This is a genomic window from Pseudomonas sp. BB438 (assembly GCF_057180225.1).
Genome location: NZ_CM170001.1, coordinates 4,173,276 through 4,191,577, shown reverse-complemented (window position 1 = coordinate 4,191,577; position 18,302 = coordinate 4,173,276). Strand labels below are relative to the sequence as shown.

Sequence of the window (18,302 nt, the reverse complement as noted above, 5' to 3'; positions counted from 1 at the left end):
GTGTTCCTTATATGGAACACTGATAGTAGTTTTTGCCAGCTACCGGTGCAATTGTTGCGCCCGTATCGTGGCCTCCATGCATAACAGGAGGCATCCATGAAACAGATTCTTGGCATCTACAGCGCCGCGCGGCCGCACTGGGTCGGCGACGGTTTCCCGGTTCGCACGTTGTTTTCCTACGACAGCCTGGGCGTACACCTCAGCCCGTTCCTGCTGCTCGACCACGCCGGTCCCCACGCATTCGGCCCCAGCACGGTGCGCCGTGGCGTCGGCCAGCACCCGCACCGCGGCTTCGAGACCGTGACCCTGGTCTATGAAGGCGAGCTGGAACACCACGACTCCAGCGGCGGTGGCGGCCGGATAGGCCCCGGCGACGTGCAATGGATGACGGCTGGCGACGGCATCCTCCACGAGGAATACCACGCACCGGACTTCACCCGCAGCGGCGGCAACCTGCACATGGCCCAGCTCTGGGTGAACCTGCCGGCGCGCCACAAGCGCACTGCTCCGGCCTACCAGACGCTGCTGGCCGGCGACATCCCGCGCATCGAGCTGGCCAACGGCGCCGGCAGCCTGCGGGTGATCGCCGGTGACTACGCCGGTCAGGCCGGCCCGGCCCATACCTTCAGCCCGCTGGATGTCTGGGACCTGCGCCTGCAGCCCGGCTGCCCGCTGGACCTGGCAGTCAAGGCCGGACGCAACACCGCCCTGGTGGTCTTGCGCGGCAATGTCCGGCTGGGCAGTGGTGAAGCGCTGCATGAAGGGCAACTGGCGCTGTTCGACCCGCGCGGCGACAGCCTGCTGCTGGAAGCCGAGAGCGACGCCCTGGTGCTGCTGCTCAGCGGTGAGCCGTTGAACGAGCCCATCGTCGGCTACGGCCCCTTCGTGATGAACAGCGAAAGCGAAATCCGGCAGGCCATCGACGACGTCCAGAACGGACGTTTCGGACAGATGACTCGCTGATGTCATACCCCCGACTCAGGCGTCGCCTAGTCTGGATAAACGCCCGCGCAGGAGGCGCGGGCTACATGGGCCGGATGCCCTTCGTGGAGACCCCGAAATGAGCCACTTCTCCCAGATTGCCAACTTCCATGGCCAACGTCCGGTGATCGATCCCGCCGACACCGCCATGCTGCTCATCGACCACCAGAGCGGTCTGTTCCAGACGGTCAAGGACATGCCCATGACCGAGTTGCGCAACAACGCCATCACCCTCGCCAGGATCGCTACCCTGGCGAAGATCCCGGTGATCACCACCGCCTCGGTGCCGCAGGGCCCCAATGGGCCGCTGATTCCCGAGATCCACGAGGCCGCGCCCCATGCGCAGTACGTGGCGCGCAAGGGTGAGATCAACGCCTGGGACAACCCCGAGTTCGTCGCCGCGGTGGAGGCGACCGGCAAGAAGACCCTGGTCATCGCCGGCACCATCACTAGCGTGTGCATGGCCTTCCCGGCGATCGCCGCGGTCAATGCCGGCTACCGGGTGTTTGCGGTGATCGACGCGTCCGGCACCTATTCCAAGGCCGCGCAGGAAATCACCCTGGCCCGTGTCGTCCAGGCCGGCGTGGTGCCGATGGATACCGCCGCGGTGGCCTCGGAAATCCAGCGCACCTGGAACCGCCCCGACGCCGCGCAATGGGCCGAAGCCTACAGCCTGATCTTCCCGCACTACCGCCTGCTGATCGAAAGCTATGCCAAGGCCCAGCAGGTAGTGACCGAGCACGAAGTGCTGGATTCCCAGCGCTGATATAACCCTTGCCCGGCCGCGACCGGGCTTTCACTGCAACGAGGAAATGCCATGAGCAAGCCCTACGTCCGTCTCGACAAATCCCAGGCCGCTGTGTTGCTGGTCGACCACCAGGCCGGTCTGCTCTCGCTGGTGCGCGACATCGAACCGGACAAGTTCAAGAACAACGTCCTGGCCCTGGCCGACCTGGCCAAGTACTTCAAGCTGCCGACCATCCTCACCACCAGCTTCGAGAACGGTCCCAATGGCCCGCTGGTTCCCGAGCTGAAGGATCTCTTCCCTGACGCGCCGTATATCGCCCGCCCCGGCAACATCAACGCCTGGGACAACGAGGACTTCGTCAAGGCGGTGAAGGCCACCGGCAAGAAGCAGCTGATCATCGCCGGCGTGGTAACCGAGGTCTGTGTGGCGTTCCCGGCGCTATCGGCGCTGGAGGAGGGCTTCGACGTGTTCGTGGTGGCCGATGCGTCGGGCACCTTCAACGAAGTCACCCGTGACGCCGCGTGGCGCCGCATGGAAGCCGCCGGCGCGCAGATGATGACCTGGTTCGGTGTGGCCTGTGAGCTGCACCGCGACTGGCGCAACGACATCGAGGGTCTGGCCGCGCTGTTCTCCAATCACATCCCCGACTACCGCAACCTGATCACCAGCTACAGCACGCTCACCGCCAAGAAGTGACGGGCTGCTCGCCGGGCCGGCGCGTCGACGCCGGCCCGGCGGGGCACCTCTTCCATGCGAAACCGCGCCATGCCTAATGGCGCGCTCCTGGCTCGCCTCAGAGAATCGAGAAGTTGTAGCTGGCGATCAGTCGCACCTCATCCACGTCGCGCGCCGACTGCTCGTAGTTGGTGCGGTAGGTGGCGTTGCGCAGGCGCAGGCTGAGGTCCTTGAACGTGCCGGTCTGGATGACGTACTTGAACTCCACGTCACGCTCCCATTCCTTGCCTTCGTTGCCGTTGGCCAGGGCGATGTGGTCGCCGTTGACGTAGCGGGTCATGAAGCTCAGGCCGGGCACGCCGACGCTGCGCAGGTCGAAGTCGTAGCGCAGCTGCCAGGAGCGTTCCTGGGCATTGGCGAAGTCGTTCACCTGCACGTAGTTGGCCAGGTAGGGGTTGCTGCCGTCGAGGTAGGGCATGGAGCTGTCGCCGGTCATGCGTTGCCAGCCGGCGCTGACGATGTGGCCGCCCTGGGCGTAGGACAGCAGCAGGCTGAGGGCGCGGTTGTCGATCTCGCCGGCGCGGGCCGAGCCGTCGTCGTCGCTGTCGAACCAGCGCAGGTCGGCGGTGACCTTGCCGGCGCCGACTGCCTGCTTGCCGACAACACCGACGTAGCGCTGGCGGTAGACGTTTTCCAGCCCGCCCTGGGCGTATTGCAGCAGGAGCTGGTCGTTGACCTGGTAATCGGCCTGGTAGGAGTCGAAGCGGTTGCCGGTGGTGTCGCAGGCGTAGCGCTTGTTCTTGCAGTTCAGGCGCACGTCCTGGGCGTCGGTGGAGTCGCGGGCGGTGTAGCGCTCCAGACGCGTGGCGGTGAGCTTGAGGTGGGCGATGTCCTCGCTGGTCAGCTGCGCACCGTGGAACATGTTGGGCAACAGGCGGCCGTCGTTGTACTTGAGCAGCGGCATGTCCGGCAGCATGGCGCCGTACTTGAGCTGGGTGTGGGAGATGCGCAGCTTGCCGGTGACGCCAGCCTTGGCGTACTGGTCCTCGGAGTGCCGCGGGTCGTGGCCGCTGGAAGGCAACAGGCCGCTGTTGCTGTCGGCCGGACTGGAGTCGAGCTTGACGCCAAGCATGGCCAGCGCATCGACGCCGAAGCCGACGGTACCTTCGGTGTAGCCCGATTGCAGGTTGAGGATGAAGCCCTGTGCGGTTTCCTCGCGCTTGGAGGCGCCCTGCGGGTTGGACGAGCTGCCGTCGCGGAAGTCGCGGTTGAAGCAGACGGTGCGCGATTCCAGGCGCGCGCTGCTGTCCTCCAGGAAGTCGGCGCTGGCCGGGGCGGCGAAGCCACCGATCAGGGCGAGGGCGCTCAGGCGGGTGAGCTGGCTGGAGGAGAGGGGCGAGGGCATGCGGTGACTCCGGGACGCTAAAAAAGCGCGCGAAGGTGTCACAGATGCGTGGTCGGGTCTTTGCGACCATGGTCTAGATCGCGGGTTCTGCGCTTAGGCGAACCGCCCGGCAGAACCGTCCGACCATCGGCTGAAACCTTCTCGGTATCCCCGCGTCCACCGCCAGGCCATTGCCCGAATCGCTGGAGGTGAACATGAAAGGCCACGGTGAAATCAGCCAACGTCCCTCGGTCGCGCCCGAGCGCTGGCCGGCACAGTCCGGCCCCGGCGCCAGTCGTGGACTGCCGGGCTACCCACAACGCCCGGGGCCGTTGGGCGGCTCGCGGCACATCGACCCTGAGCTGGGCTTCGACCCGGATTCGCCGGACCTCGCCGACCCGCAGATCGATCCGCCGCATCCACCGCACGTTCCTCAGGACGGCCCCGATCCGCAGGGCCAGCGGCGTGTTCCGGGGGATCGCTATCCGCCGTATTCGCGCCCGTGAGGCCGCTCGCTCAGAGCGCGTCGGACGCCTTGCACAGCCGGGTGTCCTGCAGGCTGCCGCTGAGGTTTTTGCCATCGCCCAGGCGCACCAGGCGAGCCAGGCACTGGCCGCTTTCCATCAGCAGCAGCTCGTAGTCCTGTCCGGCTTCGGGGATGAAGGTCATGGATTGCTGGCAGCTGTACGAGTAGCCGCTGCTGACCATGCCCTGGCTCTGGAAGTTGACCGCGAAGGGCTGGTTTGCCGGGACGTTCACCTCGCTGCTGGCGAACCCGCCCTGGCGCAGCTGCTCGGCCTGACGGCTGGGCGGCATGCCGAGGCTCTGGCCGTTGCGGCTGGCGAAGCCGGATTGCGCGACGGCGATCACCCCGGCGCCGTCGCGGCGCCAGTCGATGCAGGCGCTGGCGGGCACGCCGCGCGCCATGCCGTTGGTGATCACCCGCAGTCGCGCGGTTTCGCCACCGCTGGGCGCGGAGTAGGGCGTGGAATACGACTGCACATTGGCGAGGTTGCCGCAGCCGGATAGCAGCAGGGCGGAGCCGAGCGCGATGGCGCTGGCGTGGTAGGTAATGCGGGGAAGGGCCATGGTGATTCCTGGATCAGCGCTGCCCGGCGGCCTTGGGCGGCGCGCAGCAGGATCGCGTGTCGATGACCTGTCCGCGGCATGCCGGCAGCATGGGTGGGTTCTTGCACAGCAGGTAGTTGGCCGGCCGCGTGAAGTGGAAGCCACGGTCGAGCATGCACAGCTGCGCGGCGGCGATATCGTTGAGCAGCATCTGGTCGACGGGCTCGATCACCGTGGTGTAGCCGCAGGCCTTCATGGCCTGCTGCACGCCCTGGCTGTCGGTGCCGGTTTGCGTCCACTGCGTGTAGGCGGGCGGGCGCTGTGTCGGGCTGGCTTTCTGCGTGGCGCCAGCGGACGTGCAGGCGGGCAGCTGCGGGCGGCTCTCGCAGAGGGTGTAGCGATCCTGGTAGACGAATCCCTTGCCGAGCATGCACTGCTCGCCACGGGCGTAGTCGTTGCTGGTGATGGTGGTGCCGTCGACGTAGGCGGCGTCCGGGAACCCGCAGTCCAGCAGGGCGTTGCGCACACCCTGCTGGTCGACGCCGGACCTGGCCCACAGCTCGTACAGCGGCGGTGTCGGCTGCAATGGCCGGGCCTGGCTGCAGGCAGCCAGGAGGAGGCAGGGCAGGAGCAGCCCCAGGGCGCCGTGGCGCGTCAGCATGTCAGCGCTCTCATGGGGTCTGCGGGTAGCTCTTCACGGGCGTCAGCACCGGCTTCTGGTCGGGCATGTCCTGCCAGAACTTCTGGCAGGCGGCGTCGCCGTTGCCATAGCAGTTGTGCACGGTGTACTTGCCGCCCGCCACGTTCTTGATCTCCTTGAGCGCGTTGCTGTCCTCGGGAATGGTGCCGCCGGTGGCGGGGTTCCAGCCAATCCAGCCGCCCACCGGGTCGGTCTTGTGGTTCTGCAGCTGGACGACCATCTCGTTCTTCTTCTCGTCGCTCATCGCGTCGCGATTCTGCAGCATGGCCAGCAGGTCGTCAGCCTTGGCGGCGTTGTAGGCCGGGCCGTAGAAGTTGAGGGTGGTGTTGCTCAGGCTGCCGCTGGGGTCGGGCAGGCGGGCGATGGACTCCATGGCGTTGCCGGTGGTCATCGAACCGCGGCTGTGGCCGTCGATGTGCAGGCCGGTCTCGCCGTAGCGCAGCAGGGCGTCGCGGGTCTCGACGGTGGCGTTGGCCAGACCCCAGAAGTCGTTCTCCAGGTACTTCTGGTAGCCGGCGATGAGCAGCTCGGCCACGGAGTTGCTGGCGTCGGGGAACCAGATGAAGTACTGCGGGCCGTCGGAGGTGCTGTGCTGCGCCGCGTATTTGGCCGCGCCGTCCTCGTCGTTGAAGATGCCGTTGTTGGCGATGTGCACGCGACCGTCGGAGCCGGCCTGCAGGTTGGCCTTCTCGGTGTCGTTGAGCTCGCGACGCAGCGGTACGCCGTCCTTGTCGCGCCGCACGTTGCCCTCGTCGTCGGTGAGGATGACGAACATCCGCGCCTTCTCCAGGAACATCTTGCGGTAGGCCTCGTCGGTGAACTGCACGGCCTGGCGGTAGGTCTCGTTCTTGATCGCCTGCTCGGCTTCGGCGGTGCGGCGCATCTCGTCGACGTCCTGGCGCTCGGCGGCGGTGTGGGCGTTGGCGGTGTCGCGGTTGAGGCCGGCGACGGTGTCGGCCGCATTCTTGCCGGTGAGCTCCTGCTGCAGGGCGTCGTCGGTGATGACCACGGTGCCGGCGCTGATCGCGCTGCGGGTATCGCCGGAGGACGAGCCCGAATCCTTGCCCGAGTTCAGCGCGTTGCCGACGATGGCCTTGCCGACGCCGTACTTGCCCTGGGTGACCATGTCGGTGCTGAGGTTGATGCCGCTGCTGGTGGCCTTGGCGTCCGCCGCGTTGTGGATGTCCGACTGGGTCAGGGTGCCGGTGCTGAGCTGGTTGCGGCCGGCCGCGATAGCGGCGTCGCTGCTGGCGATCAGGCCGCCCTTGAGGTCGGTGTTGCCATTCACGCGGATGTCGAAGCCGCCGTCTCCGGCCTTGATCCCCGACTGCTCGGTGACGCTGGCGTAGTTGGCGTTCTGCTTGGCGGTGTTGCTGCTGACGCTGCCGCTGGAGGCGCCATAGCAGAAGGGCGGGATACACAGGCTGACGCCCACGCCCTTGCTCGACTGCTTGGCGTCGTAGGTGCTGGTGTCCTGCAGGCTCTCGATGCTCAGGTTGCCGCCGACGTCGGCGGTGACCTGCGGGGCGCTGACCACCGCGCCGTGCAGCTGGGTATCACCGCCGGATTGCAGGTTGACCTGGCGGCCGCCGTCGACGTGGGTGTTGCTCCAGACCAGGTCATTGCCATCGGCGTTGCCGCGACTCTGCGAGGCGCCGGCGTTGATGGTGAAGCCGTTCTGCGTGCCGCCCACGGCGAAGCCGATGCCGATGCTGGCGCTGCTGCCCTTGCTGGTGCTGTGCTGCTCCACGGTGTTCTTCGCCGCGAGCAGGGCGATGTCGCCTTCGGCCTTGAGGTTGGCGTCGCGCCCGGCGCTGATCTGGCTGCCCTGCACGGTGATGTCGCTGTCCTTGCCGGCGCCGCTGGCAGCGATGTTCACATCACGCCCGGCGCTCACGCTGGAGCCGGCGGCAGTGCTGCCGCGCTGTTCGCTGTGGCTCTCGTTCTTGCTCGCGCCAATGGAGATGCTGATGTTGATGCCGCCGGCCTGGGCCGGGTTCGCCATGACGGCGGAGGCGGCGCCGGCGCCTTCCATCGCGACGTTGGCCGCGGCCAGGGCCTTCATGCGGTTGTCGTCGGTGCGTTCAGCGGATTTCTTCATCTGCTGTGCGGTCTGCACGGCGGTGATGATCGGGTTGGTCAGCGTGACGGAGAGGCCGCTCTGCTTGAACTTGCTCTCCTGGGTGCTGAGGTGGGCGTTCTGCGCCTCGACGATGTCCACCGTGCGGCCTTCGATGTTCACGTCGCCGTTAGGCGCGCTGACCTTGCTGCCGACCTGGCGGTAGGCCTCGCCGGCCTTGATGTTGACGTTGCCGTTGATCGAACCGACGGTGCTGGCCGCAGCGCTGTCGCCGTCGTCGGTGTTCTTCACCGATTGCTGCTGGCTGCCGATGGTGAAGCCGATCCCGCCGCCGCTGAACAGGCCGCTCTTCTTCTCGTCGCGGCTGTGCGCTTCGTTGAGGTGGTCGGTGGCGGAGGCGATGGTCACGTTGCGCCCGGCCACCAGCGTGGTGTCGCCGTTGGAGACCACGTTGCTGCCTTCCACCTTGAGGTCGTTGCCGGCGCTGACGTAGGTCGTCTCGCCGCTGAAGGTGCTGCCCTGGGACAGGGTCTCGTTGACCGTGTCGCGGGTCACGATGGTCTTGGACGAGAGCCAGCCGGTCTTGCTCTTGACCTTGTGCGCCTCGTCGGCCATGGCGCTGTTCTGGCTGGCGGTGAGGTTGACGTCGTGGTCGGCGGAGGCCTGCACCGCGCCCTGTTCGCTGGTCACGCTGGCGCCACGGGCATTGAGGTCGTGGCCGGCGATCAGGCGCACGTCGCCCTGGCCCTGCACGCTGCTGCCCACTTCGCCGGCGCTGGACTCTTTGCGCCAGTTGCTGGAGTTCCAGGTCATGCTCTGCTGGTCCTGGACGGCCACGGTGCCCAGGTTGATGTCGTTGCCGGCGCCGAGCGTGGTCTTGCCGCCTTCGCCGTTGTTGACCACCTGCGCGGCGTTGAGATTGAGGTCACGGCCGGCAGTGGCGATGAGCTCGCCGGCCGGGTCGGAGACGAACAGCCCGGCGACCCGCGACACGCGCGTGGCGCTGCCCTGGGCACTCTGGGTGTCCCGGGTGCTGGAGGTCAGGTTGATGTCGCGGCCGGCCACGGCGGTGAGGCTGTGGCTGGCGTCGATCAGGCCGCCGAGGTTGTTCAGGTCGCCGCTGGCCTTCACGGCCACGTCGGTGCCGGTCAGGCGGCCACCCAGGTTCTGGATGTTCTCCGAGGTGATTGACAGCACGTTGCGACCGCCGAGGGTGCCGCTGTTGACCAGGTCGTGCTGGATATTCAGGTCGACGTTCTGGCCGGCCATCAGTGCGCCGGAGCCGTCGATATCACCCTGGCGAACGCGTACGTAAACCTGCGGTACCAGCGCACGGGTCACGCTGCCGTCGGGCAGGGTGACGTCCTTGGCCACCAGCCAGACGATATCGCTGGTCAGTTGCGCCATCTGCTCGGAGGTGAGGGCGACGCCGGGCACCAGGTTCCACGCCTGGGCGTAGGTCAGGCCGTTGTCGAGCAGCGCCTGGTACTGGGTTTCGTCGTTGCCGTAGCCGTCGAGGAAGCGTCGGCCGGTGAGCTGGGCGATCTGCTCGCGGATCAGCTTCTGCTCGTAGAAACCGTCGCCCAGGCGGGTCAGGGTCAGGCCGGGGTTCAGGCTCAGGCGGTCGAGCATATAGTCCGAGGAGAGCCAGGCGCGGTAGTTGGTGAAGCGCGGGTCGCTTTCGATCAGGTAGCCGCTGGTGGCCTGCGGGTTGACGTGGAACAGACTGTTGTCCGGCACGCGGGTGTCGATGCCACCGGTGCGGATGCTCTCGGTGACGCCGGCGTTGTTCTTGGTCTGCACCGCGGTGACTTCCAGTACCGGGCTGATCACCCGGCCGTTGCCGACGTTGACCTGGGCGCCGCTGGCGCCGGAGGCCGGCTGGTCGACGCGGCCCAGGTTGAGGTCGCCGACCTGGGTGCCGCTGCCGGCATGGGCGGTGTTCTGCTGGTAGGCGCTGGGCTTGAGGAAGATGTCGACGATGCTGGCGGCGGGGTTGTACGCCGCACCGTCGGCACCCTGGTTGTCCCGGCCCTTCTTCTGGATACGGTAGAAATGGGTAACGATGCCGCTTTCGGTGGTGGTGCGCGCGCCGGGCACCTCGGTGTTTTCCAGGCGGCCCAGGTTACCGCTGATCGTGCCGCCGGCGATGATCCGGCTCTTGTCGTTGAGCGCGTCGGCGACGTCCAGGCGCAGGTTGCCGCCGGCGAGGATCTGCGCCGGATCGGAGCTGAGGATCTGGGTTTCGCGGGTCACCCGGGTGTAGCTGTAGAGGTTCCAGTCGTCGCGGACGCCTTCCGGGGTCACCAGGTGATCGACCTCGGAGTTGTAGATGGAAATCTGCTCCGGCTTGTAGCGGGTGGTGGAGCCGGTGAGCTGGTACTCGAGGACGCTCTCGCGGCTGACTTCCACTTCCTGGGTGCTGAAGTGCTCGTTGGTGTTGCGCAGCACGGCGCTGGCCAGGCCCATCTCGCCCAGGGCCTCGATGGTGGCGCTGGCGTTGCGGATTTCTCCGGCGCTGCCGGTGGCGTGGCCGTTGGCGTCCAGCGCGCCGCCGATATAGAGATCGCCGGCACTGAAGAGCAGCGCATGTTCGCGGTTGAGCAGCGAGCCGACGCCGAGGTCCAGGCGGTTGCGCGCGGCGATCACCGCGGCCTTGCCGTCTTCCACGTCGTTGCGCAGGGTGCCGGCGGAGACCGACAGTTGGTCGCCATAGATGCGCCCGGTGCCCAGGTTGTTCAGGGTGCCGGCGTTGACGCGGGTGGCCTGGCCGTCGAGCAGGCCGCGGTTGTTCAGGGTGCCGCTGGCGTCGACGGTCAGGTGGGTGGCGCTGAGCTCACCGTTGGCGCTGTTGTTCACGTCGCCGGCATCGACGTTCAGTGCCTGGCCGGCGACCAGCCGGGCCTGGTTGTCCAGGTTGCCGGCGGTCTGCAGGTCGATGGTGCCGTTGGCCTGCAGCTGCCCGCTGTTGACGTAGCTGTCACGCAGTTTCAGGCTGATGTCGCCCAGGCTCAGGGTCTTGCCGTCGCCGCCCAGGCTCTTGCTGTCGATGCTCAGCTTCTGCCCGGCGATCAGCTTGCCGTCGTGGTTGAGGATGGCGAGGGACTTGCTGGCCGCGCCATCGAGGATGTTCAGGTCCTTGCTGGAGCTGATCAGGCCGCCGCTGTTGTCGAGCTGGCCGCTGCTGTTGAGGGTGAGGGTCTCATCCGCGCGCACTGCTCCCGCCTGGTTGTCGATCTGATGGGCGTTGAGTGTCAGCGAGTGGCCTTCGAGGCCCTGGTCGGTGCCCAGGGTGTTGCGGTTGTCCAGGGTGCCGGCGCTGACCACCAGCTTGCCGCCGGCGCGCAGCAGGCTGCCGGCGTTGTCCAGGCGGCCGCTGGTGAGGTCGAGGGTTGCGTCGCCCAGGGTCTGCAGCTGGCCGCCGCGGTTGTCCAGCCCGCTGGCCTTGATCCGCACGTTGCCTTCGCTGGTCAGCAGTCCGCCGCGGTTGTTGGCAATCTGTGCGCTGCTGAGGTCGAGGTCGCCCTTGCCGCCGATGAAGCCGGCGCTGTTGTCCAGGTTGCCGCTGGCGAGAATCACGCCGCCCTTGCCGAGCAGGCCGCCGCTGATGCCGGAGTCGGTGTTGATGATGGCCTGGCCGTGCGCGTCGATGCGCAGCAGGCCGTCGGCCTGGACCAGGCCACCCTGGTTGTTCAGGGCGCCGGTCTGCAGCTCCACGCCATTGGTGGCGATCAGCACGCCGCCCTGGTTGTCGAGGGTCGCGCCGCTGCTGTCGAGTTTGAGGTTGCCGGCGCTGATCAGCCCGTTTCCATTGAGCACGCCCTGGCCGGACAGGGTGATCTGGTGCTGGCCTTCGATGCGGCCACCCCGGTTGTCGAGACGGCCCTGGGTGGCGTCGATGGCGACCGTGCCGTCCACCGAACCGAGGGTGCCGCCCTGGTTGCTGATTGAACCGCCACGGGCGGTCAGGGCGCCTTTGGCGGCAAGGGTGCCGGTGTCGTTGTTCAGGGTGTCGGCGCGGACGTCGAGCGTACCGCTGGCGGTGACCTTGCCCTTGGCGTTGACCAGCTCGCCGGCCTCCAGGCGCGAGTTGCCGGTGGCCGCGAGCGTGCCGGCGCCGTTGTCCAGCTTGCCCTTGACCTTGGCTTGCAGGTCGCCGCCGGCAGCCTGGACAGTGCCGGACTGGTTCAGCAGGGTGCCGGCGTCCAGCTGGACGCCGCCGTTGCCGGCGAGGGTGCCGCTGCTGTTGTCGAGCAGGCCGCTGGTGCTGACGCGCAGGGTGCCGGCACCGGTCTGCAGGATTTCGCCCTGGCGGTTGGACAGCGAGGCGGCGTCGATGCTGATCTGCCGGGCCACGGTGCTGGCGCCGTCGAGCAGTGCGTCGTTGAAGCGGGCCTGCAGCTGGCCGTTGCTGGCGAGCGAGCCGTCGCGGCCGTCGAGGGAGTTGGCGCTGACGTTCAGCGTGCCGTTGCCGGCGTGTTCGACCTTGCCGCGACGGTTGTTCAGGTTCAGCGCGTTGAGCGTCAGGTTGGTGGCGTTGCTGGCGATTCGGCCGTCGCTGTTGTCCAGGGTGCCGGGGAGGGCGAGGGTCATGTCGCCGTTGCCGGTCTGGATGATCTCGCCCTTGCGGTTGGACAGGTCATGGGCCTGCAGCTGAACGCTGGCCCCGGCGAGCTTGGCCGCGTCGCTGGTGAGCGTCTGCGTGGCGCTCACCGCCAGCGCGTTGCTGGCGTCCACCTGGGCGCCGGCGAGGTTGGCGTTGCCATTGCTGGCGGTGAGGCGGACGTTCTGCGCACCGGCCTGGCCCTGGCTCAGGTCGAGGCTGGCGCCGCCGATGTCGAGGTCGCCACCTGCAAGGGTCGCCCCCTGGCTCTTCACCTGCCGGGTGGCCTTGATGTCGAGTCGACCGCTGCTGCCGACACTGCCATCGGCCTGCACGCCGGCGGCGAGGGTGGCCTTGCTGTCGTTGACGATGCCGCTGGCGTTCAGGCTGACGTTCTGCTGCGCCGCCGCGATGCCGCTGTTGTGGATGTCGCCGCGGCTGCTCAGGGCGGTATCGCCCTTGGCGTACAGCGAACCGCTGTTGTCGATGCCGCCCTGGCTGTCCAGGCGGACGTTGGCGGTGGCGTTGATCTGGCCGCTGTTGCCGAGGCGGCCATCGGCGCTGATCACCACGTCGCCGGCGCTGGCGCCGATCTGCCCGGCATTGCGCACGCCGACGCCGGATTCGGTACCGACCAGCATGATCTTGCCGGCGTACATGCCGCCAAGCTGGGCAACGTCGATGGCCACCGAGGGCTTCTCGCCATTGCCTTCGATGGCTCGTGCGCTGGTGTTGTCGGCGTTGACCTGGTTGGCCCCGGCGGTGACACGCAGGTCCTTGGCCCAGACGCCGGCATTGACCTCCACGGAGCGGGCGATCACGTCGGTGAAGTCGGTCTGGCTCGCGTCCAGGCCCTTGCCGGTGATCGCGATGTGGCCGCCGCGGACCTCGTAGCCTTGCAGCTGGCCGTCGACGATCTGCGCGGTGCCGGTGGTGAGGGTCGCGCGGTTGGCGTTGATGAAGCCGCAGCCGTCACAGGCGATGCCGGCGGGGTTGGCGATTACCACCTGGGCGCGGTCGCCGGCGACTTCCACGTAGCCGCGCAGCTGACTGGGATTGCTGCCGTTGACCTCGTTGAGGATCACCCGCGCGGTGCCGTTGGCCAGGTTCTGGTTACCGTCGATCCAGCCGCCAAGCTGGGTCTGCACGCTGTTGCGCGAGTTGTTCAGGATCGCGCCCTGCTGGTTCACGTCGAACTGGCTGTAGGTGTTGCGCGAGACGCCGGCGGCGCTGGGCGTCTGGATGTTGACCTGGGGCACGCCGTTGGCGGAGTTGATCACGCCCGGCTGCTGGTTCTGCGGAGCACCGCGGTCGGCGACGATGTCGGCGTGGGCCAGCGGGGCGGCCAGGCTGACCAGCCCCAGTGTTGCCATCAGCGCGAAGCGCAGCGGACGCAGGCTGACCAGCAGCGAAGCGCCCGGCGCACCCAGCGGGCCGTCGGTGGTGCCCGGTGCCTTGCCCTGGCTGGTGACGTTCTCGGCGACGACCATCAGCTGGCCGCGAGCCTTGTTGAAAACGATGCGGTAGAGGTGCTTGTTCATACAAATCCCTTTGTCGGTTCAGGGCGCAGGCCGCGGGGCGCGCTCAGAGCTGGATGGCCAGCGGGTGGTCGGAGAACCATGCGCGCCCTTCGGCGGGCATGACCGCGACACCCTGGAACTTCTTGATCCTCAGGCCGCGTTGTTCGCCACGGTGGTACAGCGCCCGGCCGCAGCGGTTGGCGAAGAAGTGCCGCTGCAGGACGCGCGACACCGGTACGGAGTGGCCGAACGGCGCCACCCAGTCGTTGAACCAGATGCGCTCGCCGCTGTTCCAGTCGGCGGCCGGCATGCAGATCGCCGGCTGGCTCAGGTAGCGCGCCTCGGCCTCCAGGCTCAGGTTGCTGAAGGCGACGTAGAACACCGGCCGGCCGTTCTGCCGGCCGAGGATGAACTGGCGGTGGCTGATCGCCGGCAGCAGCAGGGCATTCAGGGCATGCAGCGGGATGTCGCGGTGGGACGCCGAGTGCAGCCACAACCAGACCGCCGAACCCAGTACCTCGGCTTCGCTCCAGGGCTCGTCGACGAAGCCCGGCGCGGTGATGTCGAATCCGTCGATATGCATGGGCGCCTCCTCAGAAGGACCAGGTCAGGTTGAAGCCGCCGGTGGTGTTGGCGGTATCGAAGCCGCTGGGCTTGCTGATCGGCTGGCCGACGAAGACGTCGTAGGAGACGCCGCGATAGCCGCCGCGCAGGCCCAGCACGTAGCCGGCCAGGTGGGTGCCGATCAGGTACTTGCTCGATTGCCCGCCGACCTCGCCGTAGTCCACGCCCACGTAGGCTTCCTGGCCGCTCTGGCCGAGGGCCAGGCCCAGATCGTTGCGGGTCAGCCAGCCACGGTCGGCGGAGAGGATCTGCTCGCCATCGAAGCCGCGCACGCTGTAGCGGCCGCCGATGGTGAAGCGGTCCTGGGGCACCAGTGGCGTGCGGTTCCATTGCGCACGCCAGGAGCTGCTGTAGCGCAGGCGCTGGTCGCCCAGGGCGAACGGCACGCTGAGCTGTGCTTCGGCGGTGATGATCTTGGAGCGCGAGGTGCCTTCGTCGAAGGGTTCCTCCGGCGCCGCCATGGCGTTGCGCGCACCGGTGCCGCGACGGTAGCCGGTGCTCAGGTAGAGGGTGGAGGCGCCGATGAATTCGGTGTGGGTCAGGCCGAACGACCAGCCGGCCATGCGCCGACGCTGGATCTCGATCTCGGTGTCGTCGATCCAGTTCTTCGAGCGCCGGCTCCAGCCGCCGAGGCTGGCGGTGGTCTTGCGCACGGCGTCGCGGTAGAGCATGCGGGTAAGGGTGATCTCGTCGTTCTTGCTTTCGCCGCTGTAGCTGTAGTCCTGGTTCGCTCCGGAGATGGTCTGATGGTAGTCGTACTCGCTGGAGGTCACCCCCAGCAGCCAGTAACCGAAGGGCACCGAGTAGTGCAGGGTATGGCCGCGCGAGCCGCGATCGCCGGAGTCGCCGCCGCCCAGGTCGTGGTTGTAGCTGAAGTAGAAGAGGTCGCTCAGGGTCAGGAAGTTGTCGAAGGACACCGAGGTGGTGCCCAGGTACTTGCCGGTCTCGTCGGTGCCCGAGTCGTCGACCGAGAGGCTGAAGCGGACCGGGAATTTCTGCCGCCAGGCGATAACCAGGTCGCTTTCGCCGGGCTGTGCGCCGGCGCCTTCGGCGGCGGTGATCTGAATGTCGGCATCGGCGGTTGGCACCCGCTTGAAGTTCTCCAGCGCCTGTTCGATGTCGCGCAGGTTGAGCAGGTCGCCGGGCTTGGCCGGAACGGTATTCCAGGCATTGGCGCGGTGCGACGTGCCCTCGGCGAAGCGGATCGAGCGGATGCGTCCGGGCACCAGGGTCAGCTCCAGGGCGCCGCTTTTCAGGTCCTGGGGTTGCGCCAGCACACGGGAGGTGACGAAGCCGCGTTCGATGATGGCGTTCTGGATACGCTTCATTGTCAGGTTGATGCCCTGGGCACCGAGGCAATGGCCGGTCGCCGGGTCATCCTTCGGGTCGGCGGCGCGCAGCGCCCACTGGAATCGCTCGGCCGAGTCGCCGACCAGGGTGATCTGGCGGATCGCGAAGCAGGGGGCCTCTTCCTTCGGCAGGCGATTGGCTTCCAGGCCGCTGGGCGGCAGTTTCAGGCGTACGTCGGGCGAAGGCTCCATCTGCTCGCGCAGCGCGCGATCGCGCTCCTGCTGCTGCAGCAGTTGCTGGGCCGGCAGTGGATCGGCGGCGAAGGCGACGCCGCTGCAGGCGCCCAAGGTCAGCGGAGCCAGGATGGCCAGGCGCAGCGCGCTTCGCAGGGGGAGATCGATGCCCATCCATGGGGCTCGCGGAGCAGGTCCGGTATCCACCGGTAGCTCTCTACGGCAAGAGAGAAGAGCCATTTCGCGTCCTTGTGAAATATTTTGCAAAAACTCGCCAGATTATGGCGATGGGTCCGAAATACGACCGTGAATCCGTTCTAATCGCTGTAAATCTGTTGATACATCGCTATCAGATATGTATCGCGCGTAAGACAGTTCCGACGGTTCGAGATGAAAGGACGGAAATTTGTTCCGAGTTTTTACCAAGGGCTGACGAATGGTCTGAAGTGCTATTGCAGTGATGTCACGGGGTGGCATGGCCGATCTTTGAACGAGCGAGCTGGCTCACGAGCGCATTGGTCACGGTGATGTTCGCGAGCAAGGTCGCTCCGACAGAAAGCAGAAGGCCCGCACTGGGCGGGCCTTCTTCATTGATGCCGGGCGTCAGCTGCTCTGCGGCATCTCACCCCGCGCCAGGCGCGCGTTGATGTCGGCGATCACCGCCGGCAGTTCGGCGATGGTGTCGATCAGGTAGTGCGGGCGCGAGCCTTCCAACATCTGGCCGATGCGGCGGCGCTCCTGGTCCAGCTTCTCCGCCGGCAACGCCTTGTACTGCTCGTAGGTCAGGCCCAGGGCGTTGCCCGAGCAGGTCAGTGCCACGGTCCACATGCCGGCGCTGCGGCCTTCGAGGATGCCCGGCCAGGTGTCGTCGACTTTCACGCAGGCGGCCACGTCGTTGATGCCCAGGGCAATCACGTTGGCCAGGGCCTGTGCCGGATGCGGTCGGCCGTTGGGCACGTCATCGGTGGCCACCACGTGGTCGGCGACGTAGCCGTTGGTCTTGGCCAGGGCAACGACCTTTTCCATCACCACGGCCGGGTAGCCGGAGCAGGAACCGATCTTCAGCCCCTGCTTGCGCAGGGTGGCGATGGCGTCCAGCGCGCCGGGGATCAGCGCCGAGTGCTCGGCGATCTTCTCGATCTGCAGCGGCATGAAGCGTTCGTAGATGGCGGTGACGTCATCGTCGCTCGGCACGCGACCGAACTTCGCCTTGTAGCGCTCGGCGATGGCCGGGATGTCGCACAGGGTGCGGATGTGGTCCCACTTGCCCATGCCCATCGGGCCGCGGGCTTCTTCCAGGCTGACCTGGACGCCGAACTCGGCGAAGGCTTCGACGAAGATCTGGGTCGGCGCGAAGGAGCCGAAGTCGACCACGGTGCCGGCCCAGTCGAGGATGACGGCTTGCAGTTGCTGGGGTTGCTGGTAGTGCATGGTGATGCTCCTGTGAGGGGACTATTTGTGGAAATCGAGGTGAGCGCGGCCCGCCCGGCGTCGTGGCAGGCTCGCGGATTCAGCGGGCAGGGCGAGGATCAGGCCGTGGTGTCGAACAGCTCGGCGATGATCGGCCGTTTGCGGCGGATGCCCAGGCAGCACAGGTAGTAGCTGATGTGGAATGGGTCCTCGGCGAAGGCGATCGAGCGCGTGCCCGGCCGGTCGGCATACTCCACCGCCGAGACGAAGCCCACGCCGATACCGTGCACCACCGCATGGACGATGGCCTCGCGGCTGTTCAGCTGCATCGCGCAGTCCAGCGCCACTCCGTGCCGGCGGCAGCCTTCTTCGACCAGTTGGCGGGTACGCGAGGCCGGCTCGCGCAGCACGACGCGTTCCCTGGCGATCTCCCGCACGCTGACCGACTCCTGCCGCGCCCACGGATGGTCGTCGCGCACCACCGCGAGGATCGGGCAGGTGCGGTACAGCTGTGTGCTCAGGCGCTGGTCGAACTCCGAGAGGGCGAGGATCGCCACGTCGATGTCGAAGTTGTACAGCCGCGCCAGGGTGCCGGCCTCGCTGGTGAAGGAGGTCTCCAGCTCGATGTCCGGATAGCGCTGCATCAGCGAGTAGGTCAGGCTCATGGCGATCGGCGGCGATACCGCGCCAAGGCGCAGCATGCCCTGCTTGCGCTGTTGGAAGCTCTGCAGCAGTTGCAAGGCTTCGTCCTCCTGGCCGAACAGGCCCTGGGTGATCGCGTAGAGCTGTTGCCCGGCCGTGCTCAGCTCGATGAAGCGGCCGCGGCGGTGAAACAGCTCTACCGAGAAGCGTTTCTCCAGCCCGCTGACCTGTTCGCTGATGGTCGGTTGGCCGACGCTCAGCAGCGCTGCCGCCTGGGTGAAGCTGCCGGTGCGGGCCACGGCATGAAACGAGCGCAACCACTTGTGGTACTGGTACATGGCTTC

The 18,302-nt window shown here is 67.2% G+C and carries 12 protein-coding genes; 4 read left to right on the top strand and 8 right to left on the bottom strand.

The window, feature by feature from the left end; translation table 11 throughout:
* Nucleotides 1-96 precede the first annotated feature (96 nt).
* The 3 genes from AC1ZV1_RS19110 (at nt 97) to ycaC (ending at nt 2,425) form a co-directional block, all read left to right on the top strand.
* Nucleotides 97-963, top strand: a complete 867-nt coding sequence (locus AC1ZV1_RS19110) for a pirin family protein (RefSeq protein WP_484293129.1) — start codon at nt 97-99, stop codon at nt 961-963.
* 97 nt (nt 964-1,060) lie between these two features.
* Nucleotides 1,061-1,747, top strand: a complete 687-nt coding sequence (locus AC1ZV1_RS19105) for a hydrolase (protein ID WP_484293128.1) — start codon at nt 1,061-1,063, stop codon at nt 1,745-1,747.
* Between the two features lie 51 nt (nt 1,748-1,798).
* Entirely contained in the window at nt 1,799-2,425 is a 627-nt protein-coding gene (gene ycaC / locus AC1ZV1_RS19100; RefSeq protein WP_024763520.1) for an isochorismate family cysteine hydrolase YcaC, read from the top strand.
* 97 nt (nt 2,426-2,522) lie between these two features.
* Here ycaC and AC1ZV1_RS19095 read toward each other — a convergent pair whose 3' ends face one another.
* Entirely contained in the window at nt 2,523-3,809 is a 1,287-nt protein-coding gene (locus tag AC1ZV1_RS19095) for an OprD family porin (RefSeq protein WP_484293127.1), read from the bottom strand.
* 194 nt (nt 3,810-4,003) lie between these two features.
* Here AC1ZV1_RS19095 and AC1ZV1_RS19090 point away from each other — a divergent pair, with 194 nt between their 5' ends.
* Nucleotides 4,004-4,294: a DUF6021 family protein gene (locus AC1ZV1_RS19090; protein ID WP_484293126.1), complete on the top strand. Its 291-nt coding sequence runs from the start codon at nt 4,004-4,006 to the stop codon at nt 4,292-4,294.
* 10 nt (nt 4,295-4,304) lie between these two features.
* Here AC1ZV1_RS19090 and AC1ZV1_RS19085 read toward each other — a convergent pair whose 3' ends face one another.
* From AC1ZV1_RS19085 to AC1ZV1_RS19055, 7 genes are all read right to left on the bottom strand, one after another.
* Nucleotides 4,305-4,877: a hypothetical protein gene (locus AC1ZV1_RS19085; protein ID WP_484293125.1), complete on the bottom strand. Its 573-nt coding sequence runs from the start codon at nt 4,875-4,877 to the stop codon at nt 4,305-4,307.
* A 13-nt stretch (nt 4,878-4,890) separates the two neighbouring features.
* Nucleotides 4,891-5,517 (bottom strand): hypothetical protein, encoded by a 627-nt coding sequence (locus AC1ZV1_RS19080; protein ID WP_484293124.1) that lies wholly within the window; start codon nt 5,515-5,517, stop codon nt 4,891-4,893.
* Nucleotides 5,518-5,527: 10 nt separating this feature from the next.
* Nucleotides 5,528-13,780 (bottom strand): two-partner secretion domain-containing protein, encoded by an 8,253-nt coding sequence (locus tag AC1ZV1_RS19075; protein WP_484293123.1) that lies wholly within the window; start codon nt 13,778-13,780, stop codon nt 5,528-5,530.
* 43 nt (nt 13,781-13,823) lie between these two features.
* Nucleotides 13,824-14,342 (bottom strand): toxin-activating lysine-acyltransferase, encoded by a 519-nt coding sequence (locus AC1ZV1_RS19070; RefSeq protein ID WP_484293122.1) that lies wholly within the window; start codon nt 14,340-14,342, stop codon nt 13,824-13,826.
* A 10-nt stretch (nt 14,343-14,352) separates the two neighbouring features.
* The gene (locus AC1ZV1_RS19065; protein ID WP_484293121.1) at nt 14,353-16,080 is read right to left on the bottom strand and encodes a ShlB/FhaC/HecB family hemolysin secretion/activation protein; all 1,728 of its coding nucleotides are present in this window, start codon (nt 16,078-16,080) and stop codon (nt 14,353-14,355) included.
* Nucleotides 16,081-16,509: 429 nt separating this feature from the next.
* Nucleotides 16,510-17,337: a phosphonoacetaldehyde hydrolase gene (gene phnX, locus AC1ZV1_RS19060; RefSeq protein ID WP_484293120.1), complete on the bottom strand. Its 828-nt coding sequence runs from the start codon at nt 17,335-17,337 to the stop codon at nt 16,510-16,512.
* A gap of 98 nt (nt 17,338-17,435) precedes the next feature.
* Nucleotides 17,436-18,296 carry a LysR substrate-binding domain-containing protein gene (locus AC1ZV1_RS19055; protein ID WP_484293119.1) on the bottom strand — a complete coding sequence of 287 codons (861 nt, stop codon included), beginning with the start codon at nt 18,294-18,296 and terminating at the stop codon, nt 17,436-17,438.
* Between the last annotated feature and the right edge of the window lie 6 nt (nt 18,297-18,302).

What these genes read in the sequence shown, in the direction of transcription:
- AC1ZV1_RS19110 (WP_484293129.1), top strand. Translation starts at nt 97, where the DNA reads ATGAAACAGATTCTTGGCATCTACAGCGCCGCGCGGCCGCACTGGGTC.
- AC1ZV1_RS19105 (WP_484293128.1), top strand. Translation starts at nt 1,061, where the DNA reads ATGAGCCACTTCTCCCAGATTGCCAACTTCCATGGCCAACGTCCGGTG.
- ycaC (WP_024763520.1), top strand. Translation starts at nt 1,799, where the DNA reads ATGAGCAAGCCCTACGTCCGTCTCGACAAATCCCAGGCCGCTGTGTTG.
- AC1ZV1_RS19095 (WP_484293127.1), bottom strand. Translation starts at nt 3,809, where the DNA reads ATGCCCTCGCCCCTCTCCTCCAGCCAGCTCACCCGCCTGAGCGCCCTC.
- AC1ZV1_RS19090 (WP_484293126.1), top strand. Translation starts at nt 4,004, where the DNA reads ATGAAAGGCCACGGTGAAATCAGCCAACGTCCCTCGGTCGCGCCCGAG.
- AC1ZV1_RS19085 (WP_484293125.1), bottom strand. Translation starts at nt 4,877, where the DNA reads ATGGCCCTTCCCCGCATTACCTACCACGCCAGCGCCATCGCGCTCGGC.
- AC1ZV1_RS19080 (WP_484293124.1), bottom strand. Translation starts at nt 5,517, where the DNA reads ATGCTGACGCGCCACGGCGCCCTGGGGCTGCTCCTGCCCTGCCTCCTC.
- AC1ZV1_RS19075 (WP_484293123.1), bottom strand. Translation starts at nt 13,780, where the DNA reads ATGAACAAGCACCTCTACCGCATCGTTTTCAACAAGGCTCGCGGCCAG.
- AC1ZV1_RS19070 (WP_484293122.1), bottom strand. Translation starts at nt 14,342, where the DNA reads ATGCATATCGACGGATTCGACATCACCGCGCCGGGCTTCGTCGACGAG.
- AC1ZV1_RS19065 (WP_484293121.1), bottom strand. Translation starts at nt 16,080, where the DNA reads ATGGGCATCGATCTCCCCCTGCGAAGCGCGCTGCGCCTGGCCATCCTG.
- phnX (WP_484293120.1), bottom strand. Translation starts at nt 17,337, where the DNA reads ATGCACTACCAGCAACCCCAGCAACTGCAAGCCGTCATCCTCGACTGG.
- AC1ZV1_RS19055 (WP_484293119.1), bottom strand. Translation starts at nt 18,296, where the DNA reads ATGTACCAGTACCACAAGTGGTTGCGCTCGTTTCATGCCGTGGCCCGC.